Source organism: Bacillus sp. B28 (genome assembly GCF_029536185.1).
Lineage (GTDB): Bacteria > Bacillota > Bacilli > Bacillales > Bacillaceae > Bacillus > Bacillus halotolerans.
Genome location: NZ_CP120511.1, coordinates 3592024 through 3616579, shown reverse-complemented (window position 1 = coordinate 3616579; position 24556 = coordinate 3592024). Strand labels below are relative to the sequence as shown.

General features: G+C 41.8%; 26 protein-coding genes and 1 pseudogene. 13 read left to right on the top strand and 14 right to left on the bottom strand.

Features of this window, described 5'->3' with window-relative positions; all coding sequences use genetic code 11:
* Window positions 1-34: 34 nt before the first annotated feature.
* A pseudogene (locus P3L57_RS18020) lies at window positions 35-273 on the top strand (DUF1963 domain-containing protein); the annotation flags it as partial.
* Here the strand turns inward: P3L57_RS18020 and P3L57_RS18015 are convergent.
* Window positions 270-527, bottom strand: a complete 258-nt coding sequence (locus P3L57_RS18015; protein ID WP_044159633.1) for a hypothetical protein — start codon at window positions 525-527, stop codon at window positions 270-272. The pseudogene P3L57_RS18020 and the gene P3L57_RS18015 sit on opposite strands and share 4 nt — an antisense overlap.
* Window positions 528-856: 329 nt before the next feature.
* On the opposite strand from P3L57_RS18015, the gene P3L57_RS18010 reads away from it, so the two are divergent.
* The 5 genes from P3L57_RS18010 to P3L57_RS17990 all read left to right on the top strand — a co-directional run bounded on the left by P3L57_RS18010 (window position 857) and on the right by P3L57_RS17990 (window position 4594).
* A complete protein-coding gene (locus P3L57_RS18010) occupies window positions 857-1279 on the top strand; it encodes a YwqH-like family protein (RefSeq protein ID WP_069486816.1) in 423 nt (140 codons plus the stop codon).
* A 9-nt stretch (window positions 1280-1288) separates the two neighbouring features.
* Window positions 1289-1549: a YwqI/YxiC family protein gene (locus tag P3L57_RS18005; RefSeq protein WP_003227825.1), complete on the top strand. Its 261-nt coding sequence runs from the start codon at window positions 1289-1291 to the stop codon at window positions 1547-1549.
* Window positions 1550-1567: 18 nt separating this feature from the next.
* Window positions 1568-3436 (top strand): ribonuclease YeeF family protein, encoded by a 1869-nt coding sequence (locus tag P3L57_RS18000; protein ID WP_069486817.1) that lies wholly within the window; start codon window positions 1568-1570, stop codon window positions 3434-3436.
* 7 nt (window positions 3437-3443) lie between these two features.
* Window positions 3444-4097 carry a hypothetical protein gene (locus P3L57_RS17995; protein WP_059353676.1) on the top strand — a complete coding sequence of 218 codons (654 nt, stop codon included), beginning with the start codon at window positions 3444-3446 and terminating at the stop codon, window positions 4095-4097.
* Between the two features lie 272 nt (window positions 4098-4369).
* The gene (locus tag P3L57_RS17990; protein ID WP_083244489.1) at window positions 4370-4594 is read left to right on the top strand and encodes a hypothetical protein; all 225 of its coding nucleotides are present in this window, start codon (window positions 4370-4372) and stop codon (window positions 4592-4594) included.
* Between the two features lie 444 nt (window positions 4595-5038).
* Here P3L57_RS17990 and chrA read toward each other — a convergent pair whose 3' ends face one another.
* The 3 genes from chrA to chrS are packed head-to-tail and all read right to left on the bottom strand — an operon-like array spanning window position 5039 to window position 6655.
* Complete coding sequence (chrA, locus tag P3L57_RS17980; RefSeq protein WP_069486818.1) at window positions 5039-5575, bottom strand: chromate efflux transporter ChrA; 537 nt, start codon at window positions 5573-5575, stop codon at window positions 5039-5041.
* Window positions 5572-6165, bottom strand: a complete 594-nt coding sequence (gene chrB / locus P3L57_RS17975; RefSeq protein WP_024123093.1) for a chromate efflux transporter subunit ChrB — start codon at window positions 6163-6165, stop codon at window positions 5572-5574. Before chrB ends, chrA begins: the two co-directional genes overlap by 4 nt.
* A 13-nt stretch (window positions 6166-6178) precedes the next feature.
* A complete protein-coding gene (chrS, locus tag P3L57_RS17970; RefSeq protein ID WP_024123092.1) occupies window positions 6179-6655 on the bottom strand; it encodes a chromate efflux transcriptional regulator ChrS in 477 nt (158 codons plus the stop codon).
* Window positions 6656-6868: 213 nt separating this feature from the next.
* On the opposite strand from chrS, the gene ggt reads away from it, so the two are divergent.
* Window positions 6869-8446 carry a gamma-glutamyltransferase gene (gene ggt / locus P3L57_RS17965; protein WP_069486819.1) on the top strand — a complete coding sequence of 526 codons (1578 nt, stop codon included), beginning with the start codon at window positions 6869-6871 and terminating at the stop codon, window positions 8444-8446.
* On the opposite strand, the gene P3L57_RS17960 is transcribed toward ggt, so the two are convergent.
* The 7 genes from P3L57_RS17960 to P3L57_RS17930 all read right to left on the bottom strand — a co-directional run bounded on the left by P3L57_RS17960 (window position 8443) and on the right by P3L57_RS17930 (window position 14914).
* Complete coding sequence (locus tag P3L57_RS17960) at window positions 8443-8673, bottom strand: DUF4181 domain-containing protein (protein ID WP_254665047.1); 231 nt, start codon at window positions 8671-8673, stop codon at window positions 8443-8445. The genes ggt and P3L57_RS17960 overlap by 4 nt on opposite strands.
* Window positions 8674-8860: 187 nt before the next feature.
* Window positions 8861-9559, bottom strand: a complete 699-nt coding sequence (gene alsE, locus P3L57_RS17955; RefSeq protein WP_059292393.1) for a D-allulose 6-phosphate 3-epimerase — start codon at window positions 9557-9559, stop codon at window positions 8861-8863.
* A 15-nt stretch (window positions 9560-9574) separates the two neighbouring features.
* A complete protein-coding gene (locus P3L57_RS17950; RefSeq protein ID WP_059335096.1) occupies window positions 9575-10837 on the bottom strand; it encodes a PTS ascorbate transporter subunit IIC in 1263 nt (420 codons plus the stop codon).
* 33 nt (window positions 10838-10870) lie between these two features.
* Window positions 10871-11140, bottom strand: coding sequence for a PTS sugar transporter subunit IIB (locus tag P3L57_RS17945; protein WP_044159604.1), 270 nt, complete (start codon window positions 11138-11140; stop codon window positions 10871-10873).
* Between the two features lie 11 nt (window positions 11141-11151).
* Window positions 11152-13242 carry a BglG family transcription antiterminator gene (locus tag P3L57_RS17940; RefSeq protein WP_264798212.1) on the bottom strand — a complete coding sequence of 697 codons (2091 nt, stop codon included), beginning with the start codon at window positions 13240-13242 and terminating at the stop codon, window positions 11152-11154.
* Between the two features lie 222 nt (window positions 13243-13464).
* Window positions 13465-14085: a flavin reductase family protein gene (locus P3L57_RS17935; RefSeq protein WP_264798211.1), complete on the bottom strand. Its 621-nt coding sequence runs from the start codon at window positions 14083-14085 to the stop codon at window positions 13465-13467.
* Window positions 14086-14248: 163 nt separating this feature from the next.
* Window positions 14249-14914 carry a CotG/ExsB N-terminal domain-containing protein gene (locus P3L57_RS17930; protein ID WP_264798210.1) on the bottom strand — a complete coding sequence of 222 codons (666 nt, stop codon included), beginning with the start codon at window positions 14912-14914 and terminating at the stop codon, window positions 14249-14251.
* A 139-nt stretch (window positions 14915-15053) separates the two neighbouring features.
* Here P3L57_RS17930 and cotH point away from each other — a divergent pair, with 139 nt between their 5' ends.
* The 3 genes from cotH (at window position 15054) to P3L57_RS17915 (ending at window position 18257) form a co-directional block, all read left to right on the top strand.
* Window positions 15054-16142 carry a spore coat protein CotH gene (cotH, locus tag P3L57_RS17925; RefSeq protein ID WP_264798209.1) on the top strand — a complete coding sequence of 363 codons (1089 nt, stop codon included), beginning with the start codon at window positions 15054-15056 and terminating at the stop codon, window positions 16140-16142.
* A gap of 127 nt (window positions 16143-16269) precedes the next feature.
* Window positions 16270-17517, top strand: coding sequence for a spore coat protein CotH (locus P3L57_RS17920; protein ID WP_264798208.1), 1248 nt, complete (start codon window positions 16270-16272; stop codon window positions 17515-17517).
* A gap of 62 nt (window positions 17518-17579) precedes the next feature.
* Complete coding sequence (locus tag P3L57_RS17915; RefSeq protein ID WP_264798617.1) at window positions 17580-18257, top strand: DUF2642 domain-containing protein; 678 nt, start codon at window positions 17580-17582, stop codon at window positions 18255-18257.
* Between the two features lie 63 nt (window positions 18258-18320).
* Here the strand turns inward: P3L57_RS17915 and P3L57_RS17910 are convergent, their stop codons facing one another.
* Complete coding sequence (locus tag P3L57_RS17910) at window positions 18321-19649, bottom strand: arsenic transporter (protein ID WP_264798615.1); 1329 nt, start codon at window positions 19647-19649, stop codon at window positions 18321-18323.
* A gap of 210 nt (window positions 19650-19859) precedes the next feature.
* Entirely contained in the window at window positions 19860-20768 is a 909-nt protein-coding gene (gene alsR / locus P3L57_RS17905) for an acetoin biosynthesis transcriptional regulator AlsR (protein WP_264798207.1), read from the bottom strand.
* A gap of 157 nt (window positions 20769-20925) precedes the next feature.
* Here alsR and alsS point away from each other — a divergent pair, with 157 nt between their 5' ends.
* From alsS to P3L57_RS17890, 3 genes are all read left to right on the top strand, one after another.
* Entirely contained in the window at window positions 20926-22638 is a 1713-nt protein-coding gene (gene alsS / locus P3L57_RS17900) for an acetolactate synthase AlsS (RefSeq protein ID WP_264798206.1), read from the top strand.
* A 62-nt stretch (window positions 22639-22700) separates the two neighbouring features.
* Window positions 22701-23468 carry an acetolactate decarboxylase gene (budA, locus tag P3L57_RS17895; protein WP_227598616.1) on the top strand — a complete coding sequence of 256 codons (768 nt, stop codon included), beginning with the start codon at window positions 22701-22703 and terminating at the stop codon, window positions 23466-23468.
* 97 nt (window positions 23469-23565) lie between these two features.
* Window positions 23566-24093, top strand: coding sequence for an NAD(P)H-dependent oxidoreductase (locus P3L57_RS17890; protein ID WP_044159591.1), 528 nt, complete (start codon window positions 23566-23568; stop codon window positions 24091-24093).
* 41 nt (window positions 24094-24134) lie between these two features.
* On the opposite strand, the gene P3L57_RS17885 is transcribed toward P3L57_RS17890, so the two are convergent.
* The gene (locus tag P3L57_RS17885; protein WP_024123076.1) at window positions 24135-24431 is read right to left on the bottom strand and encodes a DUF3892 domain-containing protein; all 297 of its coding nucleotides are present in this window, start codon (window positions 24429-24431) and stop codon (window positions 24135-24137) included.
* Between the last annotated feature and the right edge of the window lie 125 nt (window positions 24432-24556).

Here is a 24556-nt window from a genome sequence, read left to right as displayed (position 1 = left end):
TCGCTGAGGTTTACCTATTGTTTGAAACTAGAGGGTGCTGCCTACAGATTTTCAGTTTGAGCAATACGCGGGCATGGGGAAAAAAGAATTCTTTGATTATTTCGGTTGGGATACGCGTATAAAGAACATCCCATCATGCTTTTATAAATTGATATAGACGATGATATTGATTTGTTGTGGGGTGACGTGGGCATCGCAAATTTTTTCAACACACCTGATGATTTAAGGAGAAAAGACTCTTCAAACGTTCTGTACAATGGGGACTGCAGCTAATACAAGCTTTTGATCCAAAGGGTCACCCCTGCCGCCAATAGGGTCAGAAGCGGAAATGAAATAAGCCAAACAATAAAATCAGGTGCGGCTGAGTCAATACAGAACATAAATATGACCAATAAGCAGAGCACTGTAAGAGGCATTGACCAAAGGCCGTGTTTTCTAAACAATAAAGTGCCTGCCATTCCAAATACAAAGAAGGACAGAAAAGGAAAAACCACGAAAAATAACATCATCGGACTGAAAAAACTCATTGTCATCCCTCCGTTTCACCTCTTAATCTTTACAATATTTTACCACATAAGAAAATGAACAGATCATCAAATCTGCCTCTTTCAAGTGTCTTTTTGACTAAGACTTTAGAATTTCTCACCATATAAAACGCTCACATTGATCTTATAACGAACAAAAAAGAGTCTTTAGACCTCCGTATTCAGAGCATTATAAGCCTAAATTAAGCCGTTTACCCTATTTAAGCCGCCTTCCGGCTATTTTAAAATATAATATATGGAAATAAAGTATGGAAAAGTATATCTTCATCAGCCCCTCCATACGACTTTTTGAGTATTAAGAGGTGATACAGATGGGTTATGAAAGTGTATTAGCAAATATCAAAAGTTCACTTAACGGAAAAATTTCAGACGTTGAAGACAAGATTGAAAAGCTGAAAAAAGCAAAAAAGGATATAGACACACTGCAAGAAGAGGCAATTACTGAAATCAAAGAAATCGTAAAACCGGAATTGGGCAAGCACTGGAAAGGAACAAAAGCGGATGATTTCGACAAAGGAAGAGAAGAGGCGAAATCGGAAGCATCTAAGATTGTGAATGATAAATATAACGAGTATATGGCTTCGATTAACGGTAAAATTTTTGATCTTGAATGGGATAAAGCTAAATATGCATCGGAATTGTTTGTAGCAAATGGTGCAGCAGATCTTCTTAAAAAGGGAGAAGAGTTCGCGGAAGAAGTCGGAAATACAATTAGTAAACTAAAATGGTGGTGATCTTTTTTTATGTCAGAAATTAAGCTGAAGTACGACACAGTCATCAAAACATTAGATTCTGTCAAAGATGCGCTTGCTGACGTATCAATCGGCGCCGCGGGGTCCAATGGGAAAAACAAACTCGATTATACGAAAAAATATCATGAGCGTGAGGAGAACATCAAAACCATGCTCGGAGACTATAAAAAAGCGGTACAGAAAAATATCGAGGATACAAAGGATAATGTTGATTCACTCAAAGAGCAGGACGAGGCGATCGCGGTAAAATAGAACAGAAAGGGCAGTGCGATGAGTAAAGTATTTGAATCAAAATCTTTAATCGAAGAAGCGAAGAGCAGAAAAAAGCAATATGAGACGCTTGAAGAGCAGCTGAACACGCTCAAAAAAGCGTTTCAGGGAGTTGCAGATTTAGGCGACAATTTTAAAGGAAAAGGCGCGGACAATATCAAAGATTTTTTTCAGGGACAGGCAGAAATCGTTGAAAGCTGGCTGACGCTTGTCTCTGCTCAAATTGCGTTTTTAAATGGCATTTCCGGAGATATTAAAGATCAAGAACTGAATGATTCATATGTGGAAACTTCATTTTTGGATCATGAGCTGCCCAATGGAGACCTGAAAGCCTCAGAGATAGTCTCCGCTCATAAAGCAGAAATCGATTCTATTTTGTCAGGCATCAGCGATATTATTGATCTCGACATGTACACGCTTGACAACTATGCAGATAAGATGGGAGATGCCCAAAAAATCAGGCGTGACACGATTACGGCAGTCGATAAGCTTGATGAATCCCTGACCACTGAATATCAAAATTTAGAATCTCTGGACAACGCAGTGCTCAGCAAATATTCTGTTCTCATGCAGGCCACCAGCAACGGGAAAAGCGCATCCCCTATGTACTATGACAAAAAAGCCTTCCACAGCAATGAAGTCTACAAAAGCGCCATTGAAGTGGAAAAACAGGGAACAACATATATCGATGCAAAAACCGAACAAGCAGAAGCAAGGCGTCTCCAGGAAAAAGCCGAGGAAGAAGCAAACAAACCATGGTACGAAAAAACATGGGATGGAGTTTGCACCTTTACTGGAGAAGTCACTGGCTATTATGATTATAAAAGAGCAACTGAAGGCGTTGACCCGGTAACCGGAGAAAAACTCTCTGCCGCAGAACGTGTGACAGCAGGAGCAATGGCCGCAGCCGGATTCATCCCAGTCGTTGGCTGGGCAGGCCGCGCCTTCAAAGGCGGAAAAGCGATCTACAAAACCGGAAAAGCAGCTATCGCGGCGGAACACGCTTTAGATGCCTACAAAACAGGCAAGTCTTTAGACATTCTAAAAATGTCAGAAATGGGCGCATATGGCCTTGTTGCTTCTAACGGATTCTCTGAAGCTGTCACAGGAAGAGATATGTTTGGTAACGAAGTGTCTGAGGAGAAGCGGAAGCAAGGGGCGCTGGAAGCGGCATTAAGCCTCGTTGGAGCCGGTGCATTGGCGAAACATATAGACAAAGGCATACCGCTTGCAACTCATTCAAAAGTCCAAAAAGCTAACAAGACACTAGAAAAAGTCAAGCAATTCAAAGTCCCAACAAACGTCCGAGTGTACGCAGAACGCCCTGTAACTCCGGATGGCTTCACATTCGGAATCCCGACAGTCCGTGTCGATGTGGAAACGAAATCTGTTAAAGATCTTGGTATTGTGAAGATGGTTAGCGGAAAAGCTCCTAATTTTTCTAAACGTCATGATTATGTTGCTCATAATAATTATTATAGTTCTAAAGAATTTAGAAGAATTATAAACAAAGCAGAGTACTTTGATCATGGGAAAAAACATATAAAAGCTAAGACTGATGAGCAGGCAAAACAATTCAGTGAGACTGGAAAGAAACAAGCCCAATATTTAGCATCTGTAGATAATAAGACATTAGAGAAAATAGTTTTACAACAAGGTAAAATTGTTGATGATGGAAAAGGAACAATTTATTTTTTTCACCGCTTTGATCAGCCCGTTGGTTATGATTTGGGGAAACCTGCTAACTGGGTAAGAGCAGAGTTGACAAGCGGGGGGAAATACCATGGACATCCAATGAATGATGACAGAATAAAAAATTATTTAAACAAAATGATGTCAAGAGAAGAGTATATTCAAAATAGGAAGTGAATACACTTTGAAAAATGATGATTTTTCTAGAATACAACCATTAAAGTTCCTAGATGGATGGACTGTGGTAGTGAATAATTTAAACTCAGAAAAAAGAACAGAAGAAGAGAATGAACTACTAATACTACAAAATGAAAACCGTAATGCTATTATTAAGGTAATATATGAAAATGATCAATACCAAATCAAAGTAGTTGGCTTAAAAATAGATAAGATTTATGAAGAAAAATCTTTTGGTGAAATGGAACAATTATTAGAAGAGCTAGAACGTCAAATCTGGAGTGTGGGAAGTGGGGGGTTAGAGGATTTGCAGCCACTAAGCCTACAGATTCCCAATTTCTTAAGACTTAGGATACCAGCTGGTTGGACAGTTGACTATATTACAATAAAAGATACTGACCCTAAAACATTAGAGGCAAGTGATGATGCTTGGTTATTTGACTTTAATCAAGATCTCCTGCAGATTTCTCATAAGACAAAAAACTTGTTGCTTGATGTAGGATGGTACCCAGATGGGGATCCAACCGGAAGTTATGGCATTGAACTTATAAAAAACGAAGATTGGGAAAATCCATTAGAAGATATTATGTGCACTGAGCTTAAAGAATTAATTAAACAATTAGATAATATTTTTATGAAAGAAATTAAAAACGAATACTAATAAAGAAGCAGGTTGTACTACCTGCTTTTTTAATGAGGCTTAATTTATCTAATTAGTCTTTTGAGACAGGAGTCTTCGTAAGTCAGAGGTAAGAATACCTCATAGAGCAAACTAGTTACTAAAGAGGTCATGATTTGAGAAAACATGTTAAATTAGATGTTCCAAAAGTTAATATACACCCCCTAAGAATAACACAAGGTTGGAAAGTAAATTATAATCATTTTGTTGAAATAGATCCAAGAATTTTAGAACCGAATGATGATTCCTAGTTTTTGTTCACAGACAGTTTGTTGCAGCTTTATCATGAACAATCCTCAATAACACTTGATTTAGGCTGGGTTCCTGATATTTCTGCTGAAGGTAACTATCTGGTTTTAATAGTCAAAAATAATGATTGGGAAAACCCTATTAAAGAATTTTCATCAGACGACTATAAAAAAGTGATTGCATATATTGAATATCATTTAAAAGAAGTAACAACGACTTGGTTGAAATAGTTAAATAATTAATGGATATGGATGGAATGATTATTATTTATGGAAGATGGAATCAGATTTATTTATTAGTGAATATCCTGAAATCGGTGAATTGCTTCATTGTACTTGTGAATAGAGAATTAGACGAATGGTATAAGAACAAATGTGCAGAGAACACAATTATTAGAAGCATTAGAATATCAAATCTGGAGTGTGGAAAGTGGGGTTTATAGAGGATTTGAAGCCGCTAACCCAACAGGTTCCCAATTTCTCAAGCTAAAAATACCGGCTGGAATGGATACACGTCAAAACAAACTCATCTCAAGAGAAGCAATTTGCCAGAATGTCAGGAAACACGCTGCAAATCAAAAACGTGATCAAAAATGATGCAGGCAAAGAAACAATTTATATGACAAATGGCATTTCTGGCCCAAAATAAAAAGCACCCTTTGAGGGTGCTTTTTTCTATAAATGAGGAACTACAAGCCCACCATATAAAAATGCCGCGATAATCAGGAAAGCCGGATGCAGTTTGAATTTTGTCATGCAAAGGAGGGAAATGCCCGCAATCACTAAGGATTGAATCCAGCCGATGGCTTTGATGCCGTCTGCGCCGATTTGCCAAGTGAGAATAAGCATCATGACAGCGATAACTGGCTGAACAGACAGCGTCATGCCTTTGATCACGGGTGATTGGCGAAAGCGCTGAATGATGCGCAGCAGGACGATCAGCGCGAACGCGGATGGCACAACAGTCGCGATCAGCGCAATCAGAAAGCCGGGCCAGCCGCCTGCACTGTAGCCGACATAAGCGGCGATTTTGGTTGCGATCGGGCCCGGCAATGCATTCGCAAGTGCGAGCATGTTAGAGAATTGATCGTTTGACAGCCAGCCGTATCTGTTTACGACTTCTTCAAACATCAGCGGGATAGAGGCTGGGCCGCCGCCATATCCCAGAACGTTTGCGATAAAAAATGCTGTGAATAAAAACATAATGATCATGAGGCGGACATTCCTTTATCTTTTGAATGTTTATTTGTGATTTTGTCTTTCAGTTTAAAATGAAATGCTCCGTATGCTAAGAATATGATAATGACAATGCCGGGGTTGATCTGTAACAATTGCAGTCCGATAAAAGCGATGATAAAAAACAGGATTCCGGTGACCCAGCCAAATCCTTTGAGCGCTTTTTGTCCAAACTCATATGCCATAATACCGAGCATAACGGCGATAACCGGCGTCACGGCGCCAATCATGCCGGCGACAACCGCCGAGTGGCTTAAGACGTTTACTGCCGCAAATAAGGCAACCATCGCAAGGCATGTAGGCAGAATGTGGGCAAGAGTAGCAACAATTGCGCCTAGCGTGCCTTTAAGTTTGAATCCCAGATATGCCGCCATCTTGGTGGCGATCGGTCCGGGGAGTGCATTGGCGATGGCTAATATTTCTCCAAATTCATCATCATCTATCCATTTATATTTATTCACCGCTTCATGGCGGATCAACGGAATCACCGATGGCCCGCCCCCGAAGCCTAAGATTCCGGTGCGCACCATTGCGGCCGTCATATCCCGATAAGGGTGGTTTTTCATTAGTTTCTCTCCTTTACAGCTTCATTCCCATACGGCTTTTGTACCGTTTGATCAGCATTTGGCAATCAACGCTGACGACACCCTGAAGCGGATACAGCCGTTTCGTTAAAAATTCTTCCATTTCCTGATCATTCGCGAAGATTCCGTGCATGTGCAGCTTGCTCGGGCCAGTCATGTGATAAAGGCTGGTGACCGCGGGTTCTTCTTCAAGCTTTAGAGCGACTTCTTCCAGGAATTGCGGCTCTACCTCGACATTAAAAAACACGGATACATGAATGCCGATTTTAGCTGGATTGATCACCGCTGTGAATTTTTCAATAACGCCTGCTTCAATCAGCTGATTAATACGTGATTGAACTGCAACACGTGATAAATCGACTCTTTTGCCAAGATCCGTATAAGAAATCCTTCCTTCCTCATGCAAAATGGTAAGGATCTGTTTGTCTATCTCATCAAGAACAAGGTTGGGGATTTGATATTCATTGCCCATTTATTCCACCTGCTTTCGTTTGACTTTTAGTCAATATTTTATCATATAAGTTTCATTTCGTAAGGGATAATTTGAATTTATTTTCATAATGAACGAGTTAATATTTTTATGTTTACGAAAAGGAGAAAGTTCGTCAGCTTTTCTTCCGGGTCAGTAGATGCGAAAACTCAGGCTCTCTATACTGAAGAAAATCTCTTGCAAAGGAGACTTGTGATGAACAGATCTATTATCGGCACTAAGCAAATGGTCGTCAGTCCGCATTACCTCGCATCACAAGCGGGAAACCGCATTCTGGAGAAGGGAGGAAACGCATTTGACGCCGCTGTCGCCGTGAGCGCTTGTCTGGCGGTTGTCTATCCGCATATGACGGGGCTTGGAGGAGATTCCTTTTGGCTGACCTTTCATCAAAAAACAAAGGCGGTAAGAGTGTACAATGGCAGCGGCCGTTCAGGAAAAAATGTAACAAGAGACGTGTATAAGGGGAAAAATGAGATCCCGCTGCGGTGGATCGACAGCGCAATTACCGTGCCGGGAATGGTCGATAGCTGGGATGCCGTCCTGAAGACATACGGACGGATGTCGCTTTCTGACGTATTGGAGCCTGCGCTCAATTATGCTGAAAATGGTTTTCCTGTATCAGCAGATCAGTGCCGGCATACAGCGGCCAATCTTGAACTGCTGGCGTCAACACCTTACACTGCTGATATTTTCACCAAAAACGGCAAAGCACCGATCCCCGGTGAACGGTTTGTGCAAAAAGAGCTTGGGAACAGCCTGAACATGATTGCTGAAAGAGGAAGAAGCGCATTTTATGAAGGTGATATCGCTCAGCGGATTGTCTCGTATTTACAGCATAATGGCAGCTATATGACGCTTGATGACTTTACAGCACACAGGGGTGAGTGGATGGAGCCTATATCCTGTGATTACCGGGGGTGCACCGTCTATCAGGCGCCCCCAAATTCTCAAGGTTTTACGGGTTTACTGACGCTGAATATTCTGGAAAACTATGATTTCAGCCAAATTGAACATGGTTCATTTACCTATTATCATGTGCTCGTGGAGGCACTGAAAAAGAGTTTTCTGGATCGGAATGCCGTTCTGACTGATCCGGCGTTTGCTGATATTCCGCTGGAAAGGCTTTTGGACAAAAGCTACGCCAAGCAGCTGGCGGAAGAAATCGGTTATATAGCTGAACCGGCGGGAAGCAGACCGATTGGCAGTGATACCGCCTATGCGGCGGTGATGGATTCGGATGGCAACGCGGTGTCTTTCATTCAAAGCCTTTACTTTGAATTTGGCTCGGCTGTTACTGCTGGGGATACAGGCATTCTCATGCAGAATCGCGGCTCATTTTTCTCATTGGATGAAAGTCATGTCAACACACTTGAGCCGAGAAAGCGCAGTTTCCATACGCTGATGCCGGCTATGGTCTGTAAGAACGGGAAACCGAAGATTCTGTACGGTACGCAAGGGGGCGAAGGCCAGCCGCAGACTCAGACCGCGATTATCACCCGAATGCTGGACTATGGAATGCATCCTCAGCAGGCAATCAGCGAACCGCGCTGGGTATGGGGCAGAACGTGGGGCGAGGATTATGAAGGTCTCAGAGTTGAGAACAGAATCGCAGAGGAGACGGTCGACATGCTAAAAGAAAGCGGCCATCTCGTGGAGACAGTCAGTGATTATGACCCGCTGATGGGTCACGCCGCAGCAATCGCAGTGGATGAGGAGGGCTTTCTCCAAGGAGGAGCCGATCCAAGGGGGGATGGGGCGGCTGTTGGGATTTAAGATACGAAGAAGAACATACTCATATAAATAAAAATGAACAGTGCCGCACCAAATAATGAGTGTACATATTGTTTTTCTTCACGCTCATATTTCCATTCCATAAGAGCGCGTAAACAATTAATGACGAAAAGATATAAAATGAGCATATACTCAGGCGGAAAACGCAAAAGAGAAAATCCCAGTAAAATGAGCAGAACGATTTCCAGCACCCCTTGTATACTGTTCACCGGTTAATACCACCAACGGGGTTTGGGAATGCCGCGTTTACTGGCAAAAATATAAAAAGATGTACTGAAAGCAGCTGTGATCAGTATTAAAATTAAAAAATGAGTGCCTGTCATACCGATCCCTCCTAAACTCATCTCTTTATACGTTCGTGGGAGAGAAAATGTTTCATAGAAAAACACCCGGGGATTATTCCGGGTGTTGCATTTTTACAGGATGTGTCTGCTGCTGAAAAATGGTTTTCATTTTATCCCATGCAATTTCTGTGTTTTCATCGAGATCAAAGAGGCCTGAATTGCCGATGATAAAAATGTCATTCCCAGCTTCCGCGAGCATGCGGAAGGTTTTTTCATTACAGGAGCCGTCAACTTCAATGGCATACGTATAATGATTTGTTTCTCTCCACTCTTTAGCCGCACGGATTTTTCCAGTCATTTCTGCGATAAACGGCTGCCCGGCAAAACCCGGATCAACGGTCATAATCGTCAGTTTATCAATCAAATGCACATAAGGGCTGATCCACTCTAGCGGAGTGGCCGGGTTTAATACTATCCCGACCTTTGCGCCATGATCTTTGATGTTGTGTATCAGCCGAAACGCCGCACGGTTAATGGTTTCGGCATGAACGCTAATGTAATCAGCTCCGGCCTCTGCTGTCATATCGATAAAATCCTCCGGTCTTTCAACCATCAGGTGGGCATCAATCGGGAGAGCTGTCATCGTTCTGAGCTGGCTGATGAAAAATGGAGACAGCGTAATGTTTTTGACAAAATGGCCGTCCATGATGTCAACATGATACATATCGGCACGGCTGTTTAGAATGGTGATCTGCTCGTTGAATTTTGTTAAATCCATACACATCAGAGAAGGTGAAAATAAATGGTTCATGACGCATACCTCACTTTAATTGAAGAATTGTATGATCCAGCCAAGAAGAATCCCGATAATGCCAAAGTCTGAATCGCCGTAAGTCGTGCCTTCAAATCCGAGCGAGCCAAGAACCGGCAGCAGAAGCGCAGGCAGAAAAGAAATGAGAATGCCATTGGCAAACGCACCGAGTACAGCTCCCCGCACTCCGCCGGTTGCATTTCCGTAAACTCCCGCCGCCGCTCCTGTAAAGAAATGCGGTACAAGTCCCGGGACAATAACACTGAGACCGAAGACGGGAAGAAGAAAAATGGACACAATACCCGCCAGGAAGCTGGATAAAAATCCGATAATCACAGCGTTTGGCGCAAAAGGAAAAACCGTCGGACAGTCAAGGGCGGGTTTGGCGCCTTTCACTAGCTTCTCAGCGATGCCTTTAAAAGCAGGGACAATTTCCGCGATTACCATCCGAACCCCCGCTAAGATGACATATACCCCAGCAGCGAACGTAATGGCCTGCATAAAGGAATAAACAAGAAAATGGCTTCCGCCGCTTAACGATGATTCAATATAATCCCTTCCGGCGAAAGGAGCGACAATAAAGAAAAGGAGTGCCATCGTTAAAGAAATGGAGACTGACGTATCCCGCAGAAATCCTAATGATTTCGGAACTTTGATATCCTCAGTCGAATGAGATGGATTGCCCGCATGTTTACCGATGAATCCAGCAATAAAATAGCCGGCAGAACCGAAATGGCCGAGTGCGAGATCATTGCTTCCTGTAATTTTTTTTGTATACGGCTGAAGGATGGCGGGTGACAGCACCATCAGCCCCCCAAGAATAATGGCGCCCGCAGCAATGAGAGGAACACCGCTGATGCCGCCGGTAATCAGCACGGCGGAGATCAATGAAGCCATGTAGAGAATATGATGGCCGGTTAAGAAAATATATTTAAATGGCGTAAGACGCGCCAGCAATATGTTCACAATCATTCCGAAAATCATAATGAGCGCCGTTTCCGTACCAAACGTTTTTTGAGCAATGGCTGATATTGCATCTGTATTTGGTACGACGCCTTTAATGTGGAATGCTTTTTCGAACATGCTGCCGAACACGGCTAGTGAATCTGAGACAATCGCCGCCCCGGCGCTGAGAATGACGAATCCCATTGCCGTTTTCAGTGTGCCCGATACGGTATCCGCAGCGTTTTTCTTTTGCAGAAGCAGACCGGCTAAGGCAAAAAGTCCAATTAAAATAGCAGGAGTTCCCAGGAAATCGTTAATCAAAAAATCAAGCATCAGATGCACCCCCGTCGTCTATGTTTTTGTGTGTTACAAGTTGGTAAGGATGGCTTCTTTGATTTCTTTCTGGTCCAGCAGGTTTTTGAGTCCGACAACGTTACGCGTTCCATCGTCAAGACCTGACACAATATCGGCTGATCCTAGATACAGATCCGCTTGCTCCGTTTTGCTTGAAGTGAGGTCTGTATGTGTAACGTCAGCGCTGATGTTCAGTTCATCAATGATTTTTTTTACATTCATTTCAACAATAAAGCTTGATCCGAGTCCGTTTCCGCAAACAATCAATATTTTTTTCTTCATTCGAATCACTCCTAGTTTGAGTATTTTTGAATCATTGGCAGCACATCTTCTGCCGATTGAGCGTTAATCAGCAATTGAATGTTTTCCGGATCACCCAGCATATTCGTGAGCTGGGAGAGGGCTTTCAAATGGGTGTCATTGTCGATTGCCGCGAGCACGATAATCAGCTGGACTGAATGCTCGGGCCGGTCTGAAAAGGAAACGGCTTGGTTCAATCTCAGAAAGCTCATGCCGATTTGATTCACACCGTCTTCAGGCCTCGCGTGCGGGATGGCTACATTCGGCGTAATGACGATATATGGGCCCAGTGTCTGAATCGTGGCAATCATGGCATCGACGTATTGCGGGGTAACAGACCCGTCATCCAAAAGCGGCTTTGCCGCCATGCGGACGGCATCCTCCCAACAGGGGGCAGAGTCGGCCATCGTTATATGGTTAGGTGTCATTAATTCAGCAAGCATTGGTTTGCGGTTCGCCTCCTTTTCATGTTTGTGCGGCTGTCCTAAATACTCGGTCAGTTCTTGCATCAGCGCTGTTTTATGGATGTTGCCTTCTGCATGCTTTTCGATGATGCTCATGATGTCATGAACACTTGGATGGAAATGGGGAGCGCTGTTTGAGAGCGCATCTACTTTTTTCAGCAGGCTGATCTTTTCCTTGCTGTTCAGTATGGGATTAACGATGAGCACAGGCACCCCTCTGTCTGGGAGCGGAACAGTTGAGATCAGGACATCCGTTTCAAGCGTCATTGTTTCGTAGACACGGCTTGACACGGTTTTCAGAATATCGATATTCGGCAGGAGATCTTCAATTTGGCTCTGCAAAATTTTTGAAGTGCCGATGCCGCCCGGACAGACAATAACCGCTGTTTTTCTAAGTGAGGGCGCAACCCCTTCACGTTTCATCCAGCCTCCGAAATGCATGGCAATAAAAGCTGTTTCTTCACTGCTGACAGGTTTTCTTAATGCTTTTTGAAGGTGATGAACGACTTTTTTCGTTAAGCAGAAAATATCACTGTATTTCGTTTTGATGGAGGCAGCTACATCACTCTCATGAGGGGTGATATCATATTTAATCCTGTAATAAGCTGATTTCAAATGAAGCACCAGATGTTTTTTTAGATGTTCCGAGTCCTGAAAAAGCACGCAGGCGTAACGCTGGAAATCGACAATCATTTTGTCCGCGATATCATGTACCGCATCCAGCTCACCTGCAATGAGACTTGAAGCGGGGAACTGACTGATTTTAGCCCCTAACAGATGGATCGTGAAGTAGCACATCTCTTGATCAGAAATAAAGGCATTTTCCGGCAGTTCTGCGGCCGCCGCCCGAACGGCCGCTTCATATTCCTTCGTTTGCCTGATGGCGGATTGCTCTTCTTGTTCTAGAGTGATTTCTTTTCCCGCCTTTAATCTGATCAGAAATAACGTAAAGTGCACACTTAAGCCCGCGAGAACATGATCAGCAAATTTCATGTGAAGAAGCTTTTCGAAAGTCAGCAGCATAGACCGCATGGTTTGGATCTGCTGTTCACAAGCATCCGGATCGGGACAAAGATCGGTAACGGCCGCAGTGCTGCTGCTTTTTTGCATGAGCTGATTTGCGTATTCAGCCAGCAGTTTTCTCTTTTGCTGCTCTAATCCTGAGAAGAAATACCCCTTTTCTTTGGTAAAGGAAAGAACGATGCCGAATGTCTTCAGCTTTTCGCGAATATGCTTCATATCCTGAATGGCGGTGTTGCGGCTGACATGATTTTCGTCAATGAAGTTCTGCAAAAGTAAACGTCTGTTTCTCGTTAAAATGCGCAGGATCACTCTTGCCTGCCTTTCTGAGGGAGAATATTCATAACTTGAATTTGTCAGCGTTTTCATTTCTGATGTCAGCATTTTTTTCGTTTGGTCTTCTAAATAAAATCCTGCTGAACGCCTTCTTTTGATCGGTGTCAGTCCGGTCTCTTTCAGCCAGCCGTTAATTTTTTCAATGTCATAATACAGTGTTCTCCTTGAAATTTTTAATTGCTCCGTTAATTCGCCGCAAGTAACATAGCTGGTTGTGTTGAGAACCTGATGAAGAATGGCTGATCTTCTTTGGTCTAAAGGCATGCCCATCAGCTCCTTATGTGCAGGTGATATCAGTCTGCCGTCCTTCTCTTTGTGCGGGCTTATTTCAATTGTAATGGGGAGTATCTGAATTTATAAGACCAAATCAGTGCAAACGGTTTGTGCAAATATGGTTCCTTCAAACAAAAAAAGCCAGGCACATGCTGTGCCGGCTTTTTAATAACAGTGTCTTTTTGACTAGTTTCTTCTATATAAATAGTCCTTTTATAAACTCGGACGAATCAATGTAAATTCTTCACCGAGTTTTGCATAATGGTTTCCGGCTAATCTGGAAGCCGGCTTTAATTCGTCCGTCAAAATATACCCTTTTTCTGCGTCATACAACTTCTCATCGAGGTGAAAACAGACAACTCTGCCAATAAGCAGATCAGCTGTGGTCACACCATGATCATTATCGAACGTGATATGCCGTTCGAGCTTGCATTCAAAACGAATGCGGGCTTCTTGAATGCCGGGCACCGAAACAGCTGTGCTCTCTACAGAATGGAGAGAGGTGCGTGTCATTTCACTTTCGTCCGGCCCTAACCTTGCCGCCGTTTCATTGATGTCTTCAATGATGGCTTCATCACTGACATGGACGACAAATTCACCGTTTTTTATCGCGTTTCTGGCTGTATCTTTTTGCCGGCCTTCTGATCGGTTAACAGAAATACTGAGTAGCGGAGGATCTGAGCTGACCACGTTATAGAAACTGAAAGGTGCCGCATTGATTGCCCCGCCTGAAGAAAGTGTTGTAACAAATGCGATCGGGCGCGGAATGACGGCTCCTGACAGCAGCTTATACGTCTCTTTGGCACTAAGCTCTTCTGCTTGAAATATGTACACAACAACACCGCCTTTATTGTAAGAGTACCATGATTATAACGAAATCCATTCAAGGAAACCAAATGATGCGGGTTGCATATGCTATGTCATGACATATAACTGATATAGGGGAATTAGAAAATAGGCTACCGTACGTATGCCGGAGCCTATGATGACAGTTTCATTATCTATATTTCTTTTTGACTACCCAGCAATTGCCGTCTTTCCAGAACTCTTTTTTGCTGTCGTAATCATCTTTTTTGCGGTGATGGTCATTTTTGCAGTGTTTTTTGTAAGGTTTTTTCTTAAAAGAACAATAAGATTTTTTGTGAGAACGGTACGACTTTTTGTAGCTGCGAGATCTTTTCTTGTGCGAACAGAATGATTTTTTGTAGCTGCGAGATTTCTTGTGAGAACAGTAAGATTTTTTGTAGCTGCGAGATTTCTTGTGAGAACAGTAAGATTTTTTGTAGCTGCGAGATTTCTTGTGAGAGCAGTAAGATTTTTTATGGCTGCGAGATTTCTTGTGAGAGCAGTAAGATTTTTTATGGCTGCGAGATTTCTTGTGAGAGCAGTAAGATTTTTTATGGCTGCGAGATTTCTTGTGAGAGCAGTAAGATTTTTTATGGCTGCGAGATTTCTTGTGAGAGCAGTAAGATTTTTTATGGCTGCGAGATTTCTTGTGTGAGCGGTACGATTTTTTATGGCTGCGAGATTTCTTGTGTGAGCGGTGCGACTTTTTATGACTGCGTTTTTTTCCACGAGGCTCTTGGTATAAATAAGTTTTTAAACCTTCTTTTTTTGCGGATTTCACCGCTTCTTTGATATCAGAATGGGAATAGTGGCCCAATTGAAATCCTCCTTTTTTTAATTGTTTTTAAGGATGAAGATCCTTACTACACACATAGTACGCAGGATTGTAAAAAGTGTATAAGTGTTCCGCTGAGATCTCACAAAAATAAAAGCCTAATTTTGAAGGGGGACTACGGATGAAGAATCAATCAAATTTGCCTCTGTATCAGCTGTTTATTCATCCAAAAGACTTACGGGAATTAAAAAAGGATATATGGGACGATGAACCGGTTCCGGCTGTGCTGAAAGTGAATCAGAAAAGATTTGATATCGACATCGCTTATCGCGGATCTCATATTAGAGATTTCAAAAAGAAGTCGTACCATATTTCCTATTATCAGCCGAAAACATTTCGCGGCGCCCGCGAGGTTCACTTGAATGCGGAATATAAAGATCCTTCCATGATAAGAAACAAATTGTCTCTCGATTTTTTCTCAGAGCTGGGCACGCTGTCTCCAAGGGCAGAATTTGTGTTTTTAAAGATAAATGGGAAGAATGAAGGAGTGTATCTTGAGCTTGAATCCGTCGATGAATATTATTTAGCGAAAAGGAAGCTGGCGGACGGAGCAGTTTTTTACGCGGTTGACGATGATGCTAATTTTTCTCTCGTGAGTGATTTGGAGAGGGATACGAAGAAGTCGCTTGAGCATGGGTATGAAAAGAAGACAGGGACTGAGGAAGATGATTTTTATTTACAGGATATGATCTTTAAAATTAATACTGTCCCGAAAGCTCAATTTAAATCAGAAGTGACAAAGCATGTGAATATCGATAAGTATTTGCGCTGGCTGGCCGGCATTGTGTTCACCTCAAACTATGACGGGTTTGTCCACAATTACGCTTTGTACAGAAGCTGGGAAACCGGATTATTTGAAGTGATTCCTTGGGACTATGATGCCACCTGGGGCAGGGATATCCATGGAGAGCGGATGGCTGCAGATTATGTAAGAATTCAAGGGTTTAATACATTAACCGCCCGCATTTTGGATGAACCCGAATTTCGTAAATCCTATAAGCATATCCTAGAAAAAACGCTCCAATCTCTCTTTACAATTGAATATATGAAACCAAAAATATTGGCGCTTTATGATCAAATCAGGCCGTTTGTCCTGATGGACCCATATAAAAAAAGTGATATTGAACGTTTTGACCGTGAGCCGAAAGTGATTTTTGAGTATATTAAAAATCGTTCGCAATACATCAACAGCAATTTAAGTATTTTGTAAATCCATGATTATAGGTATTCGCTGAAAATCAGACAATTAGGCTATTGAATTAGTTCAAGAAATAACTGTGACACGTATATATGCAATATATTTATCATCTATGTATAAATGACTAGGAGGGTAATGAATGAGCAAGAGGAGAATGAAAAATCATTCAAATCATGATATATCTTATTATCATTTTTTGCATTCAATGCAAGATAAAATTGTCACTGTATATCGAGGAGGTCCCGAATCTAAAAAAGGAAAATTGGTAGCTGTAAAATCAGATTATATCGCTTTGCAAACTGAAAAAAAAACCATTTATTATCAATTGGATCATGTAAAAAGTATTACAGAGGATACCAATAATAGCACAACAACAATTGAGACGGCAGAAATGGCTGACGCTGATGATTTTCACAGCTTAATCGGACAATTAATGAACCAATCCGTTCAATTAAATCAAGGCGGTCCGGAATCTAAAAAAGGAAGTTTGGTATGGCTAGGAGATGATTACGCTGCGTTAGACACAAATGAGGATGGAGTAGTTTATTTTAATATTCATCACATCAAAAGCATAAGTAAACATGAGTCCGCTTTAAATAAAGAAGGACATACGCCAAGTGTCTTGGAAGCTGATAACCTAAACGAAGTTTTTAAGAGTTTAACTCATAAATGGGTTTCGATTAATCGAGGAGGACCAGAAGCAATTGAAGGTATCCTCGTAGATAATGCGGATGGTCATTATACTTTAGTGAAAAATCAAGAAGTGCTTCGCATATATCCTTTTCATATCAAGAGCATCAGCTTAGGCCCAAAAGGCTCTTACAAAAAAGGCGATCAAAAGAAAGAACATGAAGATAAAGAAGAAAGCAAAAATGATATAGACCAAAAACAAGAAAAAGAGGGGGACAGTAGCTCGTTAACATCTTCAAAATCATATAGCTCATCAAGTTCGTCCAAATCAAATAAACGGTCACCGAGATCTTCAGATTATCAATCGTCAAAATATGATCGTTCATCAGACACCGGCAGTTCGTCCAAATCATACCGGTCACCAAGATCTTCAGATTATCAATCATCAAAATATGATCGTTCATCAGGCACCAAAAGTTCATCCAAATCATATCGGTCATCAAGATCTTCAGATTATCAATCATCAAAATATGATCATTCATCAGGCACCAAAAGTTCATCCAAATCATATCGGTCATCAAGATCTTCAGATTATCAATCGTCAAAATATGATCGTTCATCAGACACCAAAAGTTCATCCAAATCATATTGGTCACCAAGATCTTCAGATTATCATAGCACCGGAAGCCAAAAGGAAGATTATAGCTATGAAACGATTGTCAAAACGATAGACTATCATTGGAAGCGCAAATTTTAATAGATAATGAAGGTGCATCAATAAAGTGATGCCCTTTTTCATTCAATTAAAGGGGGAGAATGGTGAAAGGTTTGAATCAATTTCTTGACACAGATGTTGATGTTGTCATTTCAGGAGATACAAGATTTGTCGGCACACTTATAGATATTGGACAGGATATTTTTGTTATATTTAATGGCTGCAATTATCTTTATATTCCCTTGCTGCATCTCCATCAAATGAACAAAGCAATAATAAATACTAATACTGGGGAACCAATTTTAAGAGATCCGGAAGATACCATAATGCAGGCGGATAATAATAGTTTTTCTTACAGAAACACATTAAACAATGTGAAAGGCAAATTTATTGAAGTTTATGTAACTGGGGATCGGTCGATACATGGATATGTTACCAGTGTTTTAAATGATTATATTGTATTTTTTTCACCTGTATTTAAAACACTTTTCATATCTATGCATCACTTAAAATGGTTTACCCCTTATTCAACAGAGCAAACGCCGTACACTCTTGACAACTCTCAATTGCCTGTCGTACCTTCCAGTGTTTCACTTGTTCGTAATTTTGAGGAGCAGATCAAAAAATATGTTGGCCAATTGGTTATATTTGATATGGGGGAAGTGCCAGAAAAAGTCGGTCTGTTAAAAGATGTATCTAATAATATCATTGAGCTGATTAACGCAAGTGGAAAGTCAATCATTTGGAAGTTAAATCATCTAAAGACAATGCATCTCCCCTAGTAGCCTCTACTGAAAATAAACTGCCCTCGAATAGCAGAAGGCAGTTTTTTATTTCATACACTGCTAAAGAAATAACCAACTGATCCAAAAATATAAACATGTTAACGTAAAAAGAACAGTCAGCGGAATGATTAAAATGGTTGTTTTTAAATATTCGCCCCAAGAAATACTTTCATCATGCTGTTTTAATATATGCATCCAAATAAGTGTTGCTAATGTTCCTATAGGTAATAATAAGGAACCGATATCACTGCCGATAATATTTGCCAAGTAGATGATTTTTGCTGTAGAAGGATTCAGGCTCATTTCTGTTAAAGTAAAAGTACTGATCATTAAAGCCGGATGGTTGTTGAATAGATTCGAAAAAACAGAGGTAGAGATACCAGACGCGAAAGTAGCATGGGCGAGGCTTCCAGAAACCACAGGTTCGAAATGATTCACAAGTAAATCAGTGAATCCTATATTATGCAGCCCATAAATGAGGACATACATAGTAAAAGCGAAAATAAAAATGTGCCAAGGTGATTTGTATAACAAGTCTCTGGGAGAGGTTTTGAAATAAATCCATCTCCAGGCCAAAAGGATAATTGATCCGATGACAGCGACAAGAGGAACGGAGATACCGGTATATGACGCGGCAAATAAGCTGATTCTGACGAGAAAAACAAATGCGAGTACAAATAACATTATCTTTGTTTGATTTCGTTCCGGTATCGGAGCTGATGGCGAATGAAGGGGATGATACCTTCTGTGTCGCAGAGACTGAAAATGGTTCGGTATATCCGGCAGGCTTTTAGGAAGACGTTTATAAAAGAAAATAAACAGTAGACAAGCCATAAAAACGAGCCCCATCATACTAGGGACAAACATCATGGCAGTGTGCAGGTATAGATCCATTCCAATCATTTTGAGAGAAATTAAATTTACAATATTACTTACGCCGATCGGTGCGCTGGAGGCTGTAGCTATTAAAACGCCGCTTATTAAATAAGGGGTTTTTTGATGTTTTTTCAAACCTAAATACTTTAAAACCAGCAAAAGGATGGGGGTTGTGATCAAAACGCTCCCATCATTATTTAGGAAAATGGTCATTAAAAAGCAAAGTGAATTGGTTAACCAAAAAAGCTTGATGCCTGATCCCCTGGATTGTTGGAGCAGCTTTGCAGCCACCCAATAAAAGAACCCAAAGCTTTCCAATGCAATGGCCATGATCATAGTGGCAAGAATTGTGACCGATGCACCCGTGACTTTTGATCCTATTTCCCCTAAGTCGGTCAATGACACACTTCCGCATAATAACACCAGTAAAGCGCCTATTGTCGCGGGGATAGCTTCATTTAATCCTTTCGGCCTCCAGAAAATAAAAATCATTGTTATGAAAAAAGCGAGCAATGTTAATATACTCGTGAACTGTGTAATATATTTCACCTCTCTATCTATCATTCTAAAATCAAACGATTGTCATGCGCTTACTAGTATCCTTGCCAACTATTTGTACTGTATGTATACGTATACTGATATGAAGTTGTACTAAGCGATTATATTATATTAATTAAAATTCCATGAGAATCCCAAAAGAAAAAAGAGTTCGCAAGTATCATTTCAGGTACTTGCATCACTCTCTTTAGTTCTTAACTGCTGACAATTTGAAATATTAATAAATTGCTTCAAAAGCGGATTTTGATTGTCTTTGCGATAGGCGATAACCCATTCGGCATTCAGCTGTATTTTATCTATTGTTCGATAAGTCACATCCAAGTTAAATAATTTTTTAGCTGAGGAAGGTACAAATGTAATCCCGATGCCGGCGCTGACTAATCCAATTACCATTTGATATTCAGTCGCTTCTTGTACAATATTTGGCTTAAAGCCAGCCTGCTCACAAAATTGGATGAAATCAATGTATAAAGTAGGCCATGCTTCCTTGGCTACAGTAATAATCGGTTCATCTCTCAAATCTTCAATTGTAATGGCTTCCTTAGATGTTAACGGGTGTTGTTTAGGCAAAGCTAGAACACAAGGGCTGCTTTGGGCGATTTCAGTATGCAATGCTGTGTGCTGTAAAGGAGGATGAAGTATACCAATATCAATGTTGCCCTTTAGCAGCTCCTCCTGCTGCCTAAACGAGGATATTTCACGTAATTCTATTTTTACTGATGGGAATTTTTTACGATATTCCCGGACAATCGGCGGCAGAAATTCATATGTAGCTGATCCGACAAAACCGATAACGAGATGGCCGTGCTCGCCGCGAGCCGTCCGCTGTGCCAGTTCAATGGCTTGATCAATTTGCATCAAAGCCGTGCGGCAGTGATTTAAAAATATTTCTCCGGCTGCGGTTAGCTCCACAAATCGTTTTGTCCTCTTCAGAAGCATCACCCCGACTTCTTTTTCCAGCTGTTTGATCTGCTGGCTGAGAGGAGGCTGTGTCATGTTCAGCCGAAGCGCAGCTTTCCCGAAATGAAGCTCTTCGGCAACTGCGATAAAGTATTGAAGGTGGCGAAGCTCCATCAATATGCATTCCTTTCTTAGGTTAATAATTCGTAATACATATTAATCATAAGTCGAATTGATATTGGAGGTCAATTTCCAAAGAGTGTATAGTGAAACGTATCACAAGATTTATTTAAATTTTTATGTTTAAAATGCATAATAAGGAGTGAGGGTGTTGACAAAAGCAACAAAAGAACAAAAATCCCTTGTGAAAAACAGAGGGGCGGAGCTTGTTGTTGATTGCTTAGTGGAGCAAGGTGTCACACATGTATTTGGCATTCCAGGTGCAAAAATTGATGCGGTATTTGACGCTTTACAAGATAAAGGGCCTGAGATCATTGTTGCACGGCATGAACAAAATGCGGCATTTATGGCGCAGGCTGTAGGCCGTTTAACTGGAAAACCGGGAGTCGTTTTAGTCACATCAGGACCGGGTGCTTCTAACCTGGCAACGGGACTGCTGACTGCAAACACTGAAGGTGACCCTGTCGTTGCGCTTGCTGGGAACGTTATCCGTGCCGATCGTTTAAAACGGACTCATCAATCATTGGATAATGCGGCGTTATTTCAGTCGATTACAAAATACAGTGTAGAGGTTCAAGACGTAAAAAACATACCGGAAGCTGTTACAAATGCATTTAGAGCAGCGTCAGCAGGTCAGGCTGGGGCCGCTTTTGTGAGCTTTCCGCAAGATGTTGTGAATGAAGTCACAAACACCAAAAACGTGCGTGCAGTGGCAGCGCCAAAACTTGGCCCTGCACCTGATGATGCAATCAGTGCGGCTATCGCAAAAATCCAAACAGCAAAACTTCCTGTTGTTTTAGTCGGAATGAAAGGCGGAAGACCTGAAGCGATTAAAGCGGTTCGCAAGCTTTTGAAAAAGGTTCAGCTTCCATTCGTAGAAACATATCAGGCTGCCGGGACTCTTACAAGAGAGTTAGAGGATCAATATTTCGGCCGTATCGGTTTATTCCGCAACCAGCCGGGCGATCTGCTGCTTGAACAGGCTGATGTTGTTCTGACAATCGGCTATGACCCAATTGAATACGATCCGAAATTCTGGAATGTCAATGGAGACCGGACGATTATCCATCTGGATGAGATTCTGGCTGACATTGATCATGCTTACCAGCCTGAGCTTGAATTGATCGGGGATATCCCATCTACTTTGGATCATATCGAACATGATGCTGTAAAAGTGGATTTTGCGGAACGTGAGCAAAAAATCCTTTCTGATCTAAAAGAATATATGCATGAGGGAGAGCAGGTGCCTGCAGATTGGAAGTCAGACAGACTGCATCCTCTTGAAATCGTTAAAGCATTACGAAATGCAGTCGATGATAACGTCACAGTGACATGCGATATCGGTTCACACGCGATTTGGATGTCCCGTTACTTCCGCAGCTATGAGCCGTTATCATTAATGATCAGTAACGGTATGCAAACACTTGGTGTTGCACTTCCGTGGGCAATCGGTGCTTCATTGGTGAAACCGGGAGAAAAAGTCGTTTCTGTCTCTGGTGACGGCGGTTTCTTATTCTCGGCAATGGAGTTAGAGACAGCGGTGCGCTTAAAAGCTCCAATTGTACACATTGTATGGAACGACAGCACATATGACATGGTTGCATTCCAGCAGTTGAAAAAATACAATCGTACATCTGCAGTCGAGTTCGGAAACATCGATATCGTGAAATATGCGGAAAGCTTCGGGGCAACCGGTTTGCGTGTCGAATCACCAGACCAGCTGGAAGAAGTTCTGAGTCAAGCCATGAATGCTGAAGGCCCTGTTATCATTGATGTCCCAGTTGACTACAGTGATAACGTTAATTTAGCGAGTGACAAGCTCCCAAAAGAATTTGGAGAACTGATGAAAACAAAAGCTCTCTAGCACTCTGCGCACCAAGACACTGTTTTCGAAGAACAGCACATTACTAAAGGAGTGAAGGGAATATGAAACAAGAAAGCAACATTCAAATGCTGAGCCGCGGCAAAAAAGAACAGCCCGTTAGCCAAGTTTATCAAGTATCAACAATGACTTCTCTTTTAGACGGAGTATATGACGGCGATTTTGAACTGTCAGATATTCCGAAATACGGAGACTTCGGTATCGGGACTTTTAACAAGCTTGATGGAGAGCTGATTGGATTTGACGGCGAATTTTACCGTCTTCGTTCCGACGGCACTGCGACACCTGTGCAAAGCGGAGACCGCTCTCCGTTTTGCTCATTTACGTTCTTTACACCGGATATGACGCACAAAATTGATGCGAAAATGACACGTGAAGAATTTGAAAAAGAAATCAACAGCATTCTGCCAAGTAAAAACCTATTTTATGCCATCCGTATTGACGGATTGTTTAAAAAAGTGCAGACAAGAACGGTGGAACTGCAAGAAAAACCATATGTGCCAATGATTGAAGCGGTCAAAACACAGCCGATTTTCAACTTCGACAACATCAGAGGCACAATCGTTGGTTTCTTGACTCCTGCTTATGCGAACGGAATCGCCGTTTCAGGCTATCACCTGCACTTCATTGACGAAGGACGAAATTCAGGCGGACACGTCTTTGATTATGTGCTTGAGGATTGCACGGTTACGATTTCTCAAAAAATGAACATGAATCTCAGACTTCCAAATACAGCAGATTTCTTTAATGCCAATCTGGATAACCCGGATTTCGCCAAAGATATCGAAACGACTGAAGGAAGCCCAGAATAAAAAAGCAAGCCCGCACATGTGCAGGGCTTGCTTTTTATTTGGCACTTTACCTGATTTTAGTTAAAATAACATTAAAATGATAAAGGTGTGGGTCTCATTGAAAATACTGGTTTTGGCTGTTCATCCTCAAATGGAAACCTCAGTCGTCAATAAGGCGTGGGCAGAGGAATTAAGTAAACATGACAATATCACTGTACGGGAGCTTTATAAGGAATATCCGGATGAAGCCATTGATGTTGCCAAAGAGCAGCAGCTGTGCGAGCAATACGATCGCATTGTTTTTCAATTCCCGCTTTATTGGTACAGCTCTCCGCCGCTTCTTAAAAAATGGCAGGATCTTGTGCTGACATACGGCTGGGCCTTCGGGTCAGAAGGGAAAGCTCTGCATGGCAAAGAGCTGATGCTGGCTGTTTCCACAGGAAGCGAAGCGGAAAAGTATCAGGCGGGCGGAGGGAATCATTATTCAATCAGTGAGCTCCTGAAGCCGTTCCAGGCGACAAGCAATCTGATTGGCATGACATATCTCCCGCCATATGTGTTTTATGGCGTGAAATACGCAAATGCTGAGGATATTGCGATCAGTGCAAAACGGTTAGCTGATTATATCCAGCAGCCTTTTTCTTAAAAAAGAAACGCCCTGTCCGGAATGGGACAGGGCTTTCTCTATTAAAAATCGGGTAATTCAGATAGGTTATTATCCTTTATGCCGTCTGGTTCACTTCGTAAAATGTCACGTCCGTATTTATGAAATACATCAACGTGAGCGATCTTTCCCGCTTTTGCTTCTGATAGCGCAGTGGGATAGTCCAGTTCTCTTCCTGTGTTCGTTTTCACCGCGATAATATTGTCTTCCTCATTTCTTCTGACCGCGATAATTTCTTCTTTTCCGGACGTATCAACTGGCTGATCGATATTTGTTTGTTTGGATTTATACGATTCATATGCAGCTTCAAATTGATCCATTTTTCCACCTCCATCCTTTAACGTAAACAAAAATGCTGTTGATCATGTATAGGTTTCGACACGGCATACGACAATATTTCCTGAGAAATATTTTGAATGCGACAATTCAATCCATCATTAGCGAA

Excerpts from the sequence above, each read along its gene's own strand:
- P3L57_RS18015 (WP_044159633.1), bottom strand. The coding sequence starts at position 527 with ATGAGTTTTTTCAGTCCGATGATGTTATTTTTCGTGGTTTTTCCTTTT.
- P3L57_RS18010 (WP_069486816.1), top strand. The coding sequence starts at position 857 with ATGGGTTATGAAAGTGTATTAGCAAATATCAAAAGTTCACTTAACGGA.
- P3L57_RS18005 (WP_003227825.1), top strand. The coding sequence starts at position 1,289 with ATGTCAGAAATTAAGCTGAAGTACGACACAGTCATCAAAACATTAGAT.
- P3L57_RS18000 (WP_069486817.1), top strand. The coding sequence starts at position 1,568 with ATGAGTAAAGTATTTGAATCAAAATCTTTAATCGAAGAAGCGAAGAGC.
- chrA (WP_069486818.1), bottom strand. The coding sequence starts at position 5,575 with ATGATCATTATGTTTTTATTCACAGCATTTTTTATCGCAAACGTTCTG.
- chrB (WP_024123093.1), bottom strand. The coding sequence starts at position 6,165 with ATGAAAAACCACCCTTATCGGGATATGACGGCCGCAATGGTGCGCACC.
- chrS (WP_024123092.1), bottom strand. The coding sequence starts at position 6,655 with ATGGGCAATGAATATCAAATCCCCAACCTTGTTCTTGATGAGATAGAC.
- ggt (WP_069486819.1), top strand. The coding sequence starts at position 6,869 with ATGAACAGATCTATTATCGGCACTAAGCAAATGGTCGTCAGTCCGCAT.
- alsE (WP_059292393.1), bottom strand. The coding sequence starts at position 9,559 with ATGAACCATTTATTTTCACCTTCTCTGATGTGTATGGATTTAACAAAA.
- P3L57_RS17950 (WP_059335096.1), bottom strand. The coding sequence starts at position 10,837 with ATGCTTGATTTTTTGATTAACGATTTCCTGGGAACTCCTGCTATTTTA.
- P3L57_RS17945 (WP_044159604.1), bottom strand. The coding sequence starts at position 11,140 with ATGAAGAAAAAAATATTGATTGTTTGCGGAAACGGACTCGGATCAAGC.
- P3L57_RS17940 (WP_264798212.1), bottom strand. The coding sequence starts at position 13,242 with ATGCCTTTAGACCAAAGAAGATCAGCCATTCTTCATCAGGTTCTCAAC.
- cotH (WP_264798209.1), top strand. The coding sequence starts at position 15,054 with ATGAAGAATCAATCAAATTTGCCTCTGTATCAGCTGTTTATTCATCCA.
- P3L57_RS17920 (WP_264798208.1), top strand. The coding sequence starts at position 16,270 with ATGAGCAAGAGGAGAATGAAAAATCATTCAAATCATGATATATCTTAT.
- alsR (WP_264798207.1), bottom strand. The coding sequence starts at position 20,768 with ATGGAGCTTCGCCACCTTCAATACTTTATCGCAGTTGCCGAAGAGCTT.
- budA (WP_227598616.1), top strand. The coding sequence starts at position 22,701 with ATGAAACAAGAAAGCAACATTCAAATGCTGAGCCGCGGCAAAAAAGAA.
- P3L57_RS17885 (WP_024123076.1), bottom strand. The coding sequence starts at position 24,431 with ATGGATCAATTTGAAGCTGCATATGAATCGTATAAATCCAAACAAACA.